We start from the raw sequence: 7787 nt of genomic DNA, 5'->3' as shown, positions 1-7787 counted from the left end.
GTCGGCCCTGGTACCGGGCCGGCGGCGGGCCGACCGGCAACGTGGCCGCCGGCACGCTGACCAGCCTGCGCGACCCCCTGCCCGGCGTACGCGTCGACAACCCCGGGCCGGCGGCCGGCGGTCGGGAGATGGAGGCGCTGGAGTCGGTGCTGCTGCGCGGCCCGTACGAGTTCTTCGCCCAGCAGCGCGCGGTCACCGCGCGCGACTTCGAGGTGCTGGCCACCAGCTCCGGCGCGGTGGCCCGGGCCCGGGCGTTCACCCGCGCCGCGGTGTACAGCTTCGCGCGGCCGGGCGAGGTCGAGGTGGTGCTGGTGCCGTACGTGCCGGCGGCGGCCCGGCCGGGTGGCCGGCTGCCGGTGGCGGTGCTGCGCGAGCACGAGGTGCCCGAGGCTCGGCGCCGGGTGGAGACGGACCTGGAACAGCGGCGGATGCTCGGCGTCCGGTCGCGGGCGACCTGGGCCCGGTTCAAGGCGATCTCCGTGCGGGCGCGGGTGGTGGTCCGGCGGGAGGAGGACGTGGACGCGGTCCGCCGGCGGATCCACGACCGGTTGCACCAGACGCTGAGCCCGCTGCCCACCGCGCTCAACCCGACCGGCTGGCCGTTCGGCGAGCCGCTGCGGGCGTCCAACGTGTACCGGCTGCTGGAGCAGGCCGAGCCGGGCGTGCGTTACGTCGAGTCGGTGCGGTTCGTGGTCGACGAGGCGCCCGACGCCGAGGTCCGCGCCCTCGCCGTCGACCAGTACCAGCCCCGCACCTGGTACGCCGGGCGGGGCGCGGTGCTGTTCCGTTCCAGCAACGCGGGCGCGGGCTGGGAGCCGACCGGTCGCTTCGACGGCGAGACGGTGCTGCGGGTGGCGCCCGCCCCGGCGCCGGCGCGGCCGGGCATCGTGCCGCGTCCCGGCTCGGTGGCCGTGGTGACGCTGCGCGCCTCCGGCGGCTCCCGGGTGCACCTGAGCACGGACCTCGGCGAGACGTGGTCCCTGCTGACCGACCTCGACTCGCGGATCTCCGACGTGGCCTGGCTGGACCGCGACGGCGCGGGCGCCCTGCTGGTGGCCACCGACACGGGCCTGTACGAGGTGTCGCTGCTGCCCGGCGCGGTGCCGTTGCAGATCCTGGTCGACCCGTCCGACGCCGACCGGGGGTTCTACGCGGTACGCGCGTTCGTCTCCGAGCGGGGCGCGCCGGGCGTGGCGGTGGCCGCGCAGGCCGGTTTCGGCGTGTACCTGTCGACGGCGGGCGGCCGGCCCGGCAGCTTCGCGCACGTCGGCCTGTCCAACGTGGACAACCGGGTGCTGGCGGTGCAGTACGACGGCCCGGCCACGCTGCTGTGGAGCGGGGCCGGCGAACCGGACCCGAAGAAGCCGGGCCAGGGCTGCCACCGCACCCGGCTGTTCGAGTCCGACGTGCAGTGGCAGTCGGTGCAGAGCGGCTGGATCGGCGGCACCTGCCGGGATCTGGCGTTCGCCGGCCCCCTCGCGGTGGCGGCCACCCAGAGCGGCGGGGTGCTGCGGCTGGACACCCTGGGCGCCCAGCCGCAGTGGCAGTCGGTGTCGGTCAACTGCGGGTTGCCGCTGCGCGACCGGACCCGGTTCGAGCCGGTGGACGCCCTCGCGGTCAGCGGCGGCGCGGCGACCAGCGGCGAGCAGGCCGAGCGGCTGTTCCTGGCCGGCGGCGGGCGCGGCGTCTACCGCAGTGCCGGCGCGGTGGACTGGACCGCCAGCGCCAACCAGGCCACCGCCGACGTGGTGACCGTCCCCGACACCTGGCTGCTCTGCTCCGGCGAGCACGACATCGAGGTGGTGCGGCAGGATGCGACGCTCGGCGATTGAGCGGCTGCTGCCCGCCGCGTACCAGCGGGCCTGCGTGCCGGGCAGCGTCCTGTGGGCGCTGCTGGAGGTGATGGAGGGCCTGCACGCCCCGGACGAGGCGATCCTCGCCGAGGTGGACGCCCTGTTCGACCCGTACCGGGCGCCGGACGGTCTGGTCGTGCAGCTGACCCGCTGGGTGGCGATAGACCACGTGGTGGCCTCGCCCCGCCCGGACGCCCCGCTGCCGCTGCCGGTGGGTCGGCTGCGTGACCTGGTGGCCAACGGCGCGCTGCTGGCCCGTTGGCGCGGCACCCCGTACGGGATGCGAAGGGCTCTCGAACTGGCCACCGGGCTGCGCGGTTTCGCGATCGACGAGCCAGCGGACCGGCCGTTTCACGTCGTGGTGCGGGTGCCGGCGGCCGCCGCCGGTCAGCTCGCCGTGATCACCCGCATCGTCGAGGCGGAGAAGCCCGCCTCCACCACCGCCGAGATCGTCGTCGCAGAGGAGTCGTCATGACCACCGAGTGGGCGGTCGTCGCCGCCGCCGAACAGTTCACCCTCGACCCGCGCAACATCGGCGAGCTGACCTTCACCGTCTCCAACCCGGGCAACGCGCCGGACACGGTGGTGTTCGACGTGGCGCCCGGCGACGGCTCCCAGCGGGCCTGGTTCACGGTGACCGAGCCGCAGCGGGTGGTGCCCGGGCAGGGCTCCGTCTCGTTCCTGGTCAAGCTCGCCGTGCCGGCCGGTACCCCGCCCCGGCGCTACGACATGACCGGGTTCGCGTACTCGGCGAACACCGCGCCGGAGGAGAGTTCCCGTTCCAGCGGCCGGGTCACCTACGAGGTGCGGGCGGTCGCACCGCCCCGGCGTACCCCGTGGCCGTGGATCGCCGCGGCGGCGGCGCTGGTGCTGGTGGTGGTGACCGTGGGGGTGGTGCTGCTGACCCGCGGCGGTGAGCCCGCCCCCGGCGAGCCGCAGGTCGTCACCGTCGAGGCGGAGAGCCTGGTGGACGCGGCGGTGGTGGAGTCACCACGGACCAGCGGGGCGGTCGTGGGGGCGCAACCGAACTGCTGCGGCGTGACCTGGTCCGGGGGCAAGCAGCTGTTCTTCCAGGGGCTGGCCATCGGCGACCAGGTCACCGTGACGGTGCAGATCCCGGCGGACGGCAGCTGGCGCTTCGCGGCGGTACGCACCACCGCGCCCGACTACGCCAACACCGTCTTCGCCATCGACGGCGCCCAGGTCGGCGGGGCGTTCCTCGGCTTCACGCCGACGGTGCGCACGACGGAGTTCCTGGACGTCGGCACGGTCCGGCTGACCAGGGGCCCACACCGCGTGACCCTGGTGGTGGTGGGCAAGACGCAGGGCACCAACCGCTACTTCGCGGGTGTCGACGAGATCCGGTTCACCGAGGTCGCGCCGCCGGCCGCCGTGCGATGAGCGGCCGGCAGAAGGCGCTGCTGGGGCTGCTCGCCGTCCTGCTGGTGGCGCTGTTCGTGGTCGCGGCCGGCACGGGCCGGGACGACCGGGGTGACCCGGGGGCCCGGCACGGGCTGGTCGAGCGGCTGGGTGCGCTGGGCGGTGAACGGTCGGCGGTGGACCCGGCCACGGTCAGCGCCGACTGCGCCGAGCAGCCCGGGCAGCTGGTTTTCTCCGGTAGCTGCGTGGTGCGGGTCGCCGACCCGGGTGGACTGCGCACCCTGGTGCTGCGCAGCGCGCGGCCGTTCACGGTCGTCGCGCGGGCGCCCGGCGACGCCGACCTCACGATTCGCGACGAGGTCGAGCCGGCCCCGGACGGCACCGGCGCGGTGGCGAAGGTCGCCGTCGACGAGGCCGCCGAGGTGGCCGTGATCTGCCCCGGCCTGGGTGCCTGCACCATCACCGTGGCCGCGTCCTGACCCGAGAGAAGGTGTCGCCGTGGGTGATTTGCGCAAGCCGTTCCTGCTGCTGGCGATGCTCGCCATCGTCCTGGCGATCGGGGTCGAGCTGGGCGCCGGGCTGCTGCTCGGGGGAGCCGACGCCAGCGCGGCGCTGGCGGACAGCGCCGGCGGGCTGGACGTGGAGCTCGACGACGTGTCCGGGGTCAGCGAGCCGTCCGGCCGGGGCACCGGCTACCTGGCGTTGATCGACGCGGTGGCGGTCTGGAGCACCGGGCTGTTCTGCCTGGGCCTGCTGCTGCCCGAGCGGATCCAGGGCCGGGTGCAGGGTCTGGCCAGCCTGATCTTCTCGATCATCCTGATCATCGTCGGCCTCTTCGCGTTGATCATCGCGTTCGTGGAACTGATGATCATGGTGTCGCTGTTCCTGGCGGCGCCGTTCGGCACGCTGGCCTACCTGGCCCTGTGGGGGTTCTTTCCGGTCGGCGAGGCGGCCGTGCTGCTGGGGTTGGTGCTGCTGCTCAAGCTCGTGTGGGCCGGGCTGCTGGTGCTGGCCCAGCCGCGTTTCCTCCAGAACAAGGGCCTCGTCCTGCTGATCCTCACCACCCTGCTCTGCACGGTCGTGCTGGAGTTCCTGCACAACCTGGTGCCGGTGATCCTGGTCAGCATCGTCGACGACGTGGCGGCGCTGGTCTTCGCGGTGGTCGCCATCATCTGGGGGCTGGTGCTGTTGATCGGTTCGATCCCGGCGATCGTCAAGGCCGTCCGGGTGACCGCCGCGCTGCCCACCCGCTGACGTTCGCGGTACCGGCACGCCCGGGTGGATTGTCTGTGACCCTGACGGCGTGGACAGGAGGCCGCCCCGCGACGCCGTGGAACTGCGCGTGCACGGCATCTCCGGAGTCACCGCCGAGCGGATCCTCGATCACCCGAACGTGGTCCGCGTAGCCGGGGACACGCACGCGGGCTTCTTCCGCCCCCGACCGGGCAGCGGCGTCGCCGGTGGGGCCACGGCCGGAGTCGCCGTCGAGGCGTACCGCTGGGGTTCGTTGACCGCCGGCGCGGCGGTACGGACGGCCTCGATGTTGCTGCTGCTGCCCTTCATGCTGAGCAACCTCGCGATCTGGCTGCGACCGCCGGGGCCCGACCGGTGGGGCCTACTCAGCACGCTGTGTCGGCTGCTCGCCGGCACCCTCACGGCCACGTTCGTCCTGACCATCGTGGGGGTCACCCTTGACCTGATCGGCTGGCAGTGCGTGCCGTACCCGGGGTGCCGCGCCAGCCGTCCCTATCTGGCCTGGCTCTACGCCCTCCCCTCCGGCCCCCGCCTGGCCCTGTTGTCGGTCGTTCCACTGTTGGCGCTGCGGGGCGTCTGGGTCATCGGCACCCGCTCGGCGCGGGCCTTCGAGGGGTTCGGCCCGTCATCGGCGCAGCCGCCCACCGGCGGCCGGACCGAGAGCCTCGCCGACGCCGGCTTCTGGCACGACGAGCACACCACCGGTTGGCTGCGTCAGGTCCACGTGGCGCTCGGCCTCGGGACGGTGAACGTCGCCCTGCTCGCCGGCGCCTCGCCGGGCGGGTTCGGCGTGCCCGGTCACGTCGTGCTGTTCGGGCTGGCCGTCGGGCTGCTCGTCTTCGGCGTGGTCCTCCTCGCGCTGCCCGTGCCGGCCAGCCCGGCGGGGGCCCGGCGGTTTCTCCGCCCCCTGTGGGTGGGCACCGCGGGGGTGAGCGTGCTGTGCCTCGGCTCCGCCACGCTCGCCGGCGCGGCACCGTCCGGCTCCGGCAAACTGCCCGGGTACGAGGGCATCGCCGCCGGGGTGGTCGCCGTGCAGGGTGTGCTGCTCGTCGTGCTGACCGTCGTCACGTACGCACGCCAGCGTGGCGCCCACTCCGACGAGCGCCCCTTCCTCCGCGGGCTCGGCACGCCGATCATGGCAGCGTCGGCGGTGAGCGTCGGCGCGGCCTTCACCGCGACCCTGGTCTACCGCCTCGCGGACGCCCTCGACCACGGCGACATCCCCGATCCGATCCGGCCCAACCCGCCGATCGTCGGTCCGCTGGAGCCGCCGGTCGCCTACTGGTGGGCCGCGCTCGCCGGGCTCGCCGCGCTGCTGATCGGCGCGGCCACGACCTCGGGCACCCTCCTGCTGAGCCGACGGCGACGACGGGGGCTGGCGGCGCGCATCATCGAACGGGACTACCCGGACGTGCGGGCGGAGGACGCACACCGGCTGCGTCTCGTCCAGGAGACCATCGCCCGCGCCCGGGTGACCGAGGAGCTGGGCCCGGTGCTGATCGCGTTCCTGGTGATCGCGTCGCTCGGGCTGGCCACGGTCACCTTCGACGTGATCGGGATCGGTCCCGCCCAGCTCGCGGCCCGCCTCGGTGGACAAGGGGGTGCGGCGGCGGTGTTCGCCGCCTACGTGACCGACGCGGGCGTCTGGGTGATCAGCCTGCTGGTGATCTGCCTCCTGATCCTCGGGTTCCGCGCGTACCGGTCGCCGCAGTCCCGGCGGGTGGTGGCGATCCTGTGGGACCTCGGCACCTTCTGGCCCCGAACGGTCCACCCGCTCGCGCCGCCCTGCTACGCCGCCCGTGCCGTCCCGGAGCTGGCGAAACGGATCACCGGGCTCGCCGCGCACGAGCCGGTCGTCCTCTCCGGGCACAGCCACGGCTCGGTGCTCGCCGTCGCCACCATCCTGCAGCTACCGCCGTCCGTGCTGGCCCGGGTCTCGCTGTTGACCTACGGCTCACCGCTGCGGCGCACCTACGCCCGGCTGTATCCGGCGTACCTGGGGCCGCAGACGCTCGGTGACCTGGGCGAGCGGGTCGGGTGGCGCTGGCGCAACCTGTGGCGGGACACCGATCCGATCGGCGGGCCGATCTTCCCCCGGGCCGCGGACACGCCGCCGTCCGGCGCCGGGCCGGCGGCCGGCGACGTCGACATCCGGCTGCGCGATCCGCGCAGCCTGACCATCGACCCGGCCGACACCGTGCCGCCTCCGATCGAACGGCACTGGCCCTACCACACCCAGGCCGCGTACCAGGTGGCGGTCCGCGAGCTGACCGAGCGATCCCGCTGACCGCACCGGGGCGTGCACGCGGCGTTCACGGCATCGTTCCGACCAGGGCCGCGGCCCGGTCCCGGTCGAGGGTTCCGTCGGCCACCAGCACCCCGTACCGGCCGTGGCGGCTTCCGCCCGCCGGCACCACGGCCGGGTCGTCGAACGCGAACGCCACGCAGACCCCCGGATACATCCCGGTCCGCACGAACCACCGGTCCCCCGGGCCGAGGCCGGTGAAGACCAGGGTGTACGCCCCGCCGCCCGATGCGGTTCCGGCCAGCGCGAGCCACGGCGCCGCGCTGCCGTTGACCGTCTCCTCCCCGGCGGCGTCGACGGTGAACACCGCCGCCTCCCCGTCGGCGGCGGCCCGCCAGAAGAACCCCCCGTAGCCGGCCCCACCCGGGCGGCCGTTGGTGGCCGGGCTGCCCAGGCGCACCTCCCGGTCGGCCGGGGCGGTGAGGACGGTGTCCAGGTCGAGCCGCCAGGCGTCCGGCGCGACCATCGACGCGGCCACCCACCGCCGCTCGGTCAGCAGCACCTGGCCGGCCCGGTCACGCCACTGGAGGTCGTGCGCGTACCGGCCCGGGGTCCGCTCGACCTCGCCGGTGTGCGCGATGACGCCGTGGTCGTCGCGCCAGGTGTAGCCGACGTCGCGGACGTAGGTGCGTCCGCCCCAGAGGTTGCTGCCGTTGACGTCCTGCACCGCAAGGGAGGCGCCGAGGTGCCACACGTGGTCGGCGGGCAGCGCGTCGGTGACCACCGTCCCGCCGAGGGTGCGCACCGGGTGCAGGTAGGGCCGGGGCCCGTGCCGTTCGTCGAGTGCCGGTGCGAGCACGTACCGGGCCACTTCCGTGCCGCCGACCAGCAGCCGAGCCGGCTCGTCGCTTGCGGTGGCCGGGCCGGGGTCGGTGCCGCCGGACGGTCGCCCGGTGGTCACGGCGCCTTCCCTTCGGCGGCAACCGGCCGGCGGCGGGCGACGGCGTGCAGGGCTGCCACGGTGTAGCCGACGAGGATCGGCACCGCGACCGGGG

The 7787-nt window shown here is 74.6% G+C and carries 7 protein-coding genes; 6 read left to right on the top strand and 1 reads right to left on the bottom strand.

What is annotated here, in order from left to right; all coding sequences use genetic code 11:
• The 6 genes from EAD98_RS25255 to EAD98_RS25230 form a co-directional block, all read left to right on the top strand.
• The coding region (locus EAD98_RS25255; protein ID WP_121656482.1) for a baseplate J/gp47 family protein at nucleotides 1-1832 on the top strand (1832 nt) is incomplete at its 5' end.
• Nucleotides 1813-2328 (top strand): phage tail protein, encoded by a 516-nt coding sequence (locus tag EAD98_RS25250; RefSeq protein ID WP_121656481.1) that lies wholly within the window; start codon nucleotides 1813-1815, stop codon nucleotides 2326-2328. The genes EAD98_RS25255 and EAD98_RS25250, both read left to right, overlap by 20 nt.
• Nucleotides 2325-3254 (top strand): hypothetical protein, encoded by a 930-nt coding sequence (locus EAD98_RS25245; protein WP_121656480.1) that lies wholly within the window; start codon nucleotides 2325-2327, stop codon nucleotides 3252-3254. The genes EAD98_RS25250 and EAD98_RS25245 overlap by 4 nt, the downstream gene beginning before the upstream one ends.
• Nucleotides 3251-3712 (top strand): hypothetical protein, encoded by a 462-nt coding sequence (locus EAD98_RS25240; RefSeq protein ID WP_121656479.1) that lies wholly within the window; start codon nucleotides 3251-3253, stop codon nucleotides 3710-3712. Before EAD98_RS25245 ends, EAD98_RS25240 begins: the two co-directional genes overlap by 4 nt.
• Before the next feature lie 19 nt (nucleotides 3713-3731).
• Complete coding sequence (locus EAD98_RS25235; RefSeq protein WP_121656478.1) at nucleotides 3732-4487, top strand: hypothetical protein; 756 nt, start codon at nucleotides 3732-3734, stop codon at nucleotides 4485-4487.
• A 49-nt stretch (nucleotides 4488-4536) separates the two neighbouring features.
• A complete protein-coding gene (locus EAD98_RS25230; protein WP_121656477.1) occupies nucleotides 4537-6774 on the top strand; it encodes a hypothetical protein in 2238 nt (745 codons plus the stop codon).
• 25 nt (nucleotides 6775-6799) lie between these two features.
• Here EAD98_RS25230 and EAD98_RS25225 read toward each other — a convergent pair whose 3' ends face one another.
• Nucleotides 6800-7693, bottom strand: coding sequence for a PmoA family protein (locus tag EAD98_RS25225; RefSeq protein WP_121656476.1), 894 nt, complete (start codon nucleotides 7691-7693; stop codon nucleotides 6800-6802).
• Between the last annotated feature and the right edge of the window lie 94 nt (nucleotides 7694-7787).

Origin of the sequence: Micromonospora sp. CV4 (assembly GCF_003667455.1) — a bacterium.
Taxonomy (GTDB): domain Bacteria; phylum Actinomycetota; class Actinomycetes; order Mycobacteriales; family Micromonosporaceae; genus Micromonospora.
Note: the sequence above shows the minus strand (reverse complement) of the source record. Positions and strands in the feature narration are given on the sequence as shown.

Excerpts from the sequence above, each read along its gene's own strand:
- EAD98_RS25250 (WP_121656481.1), top strand. The coding sequence starts at position 1,813 with ATGCGACGCTCGGCGATTGAGCGGCTGCTGCCCGCCGCGTACCAGCGG.
- EAD98_RS25245 (WP_121656480.1), top strand. The coding sequence starts at position 2,325 with ATGACCACCGAGTGGGCGGTCGTCGCCGCCGCCGAACAGTTCACCCTC.
- EAD98_RS25240 (WP_121656479.1), top strand. The coding sequence starts at position 3,251 with ATGAGCGGCCGGCAGAAGGCGCTGCTGGGGCTGCTCGCCGTCCTGCTG.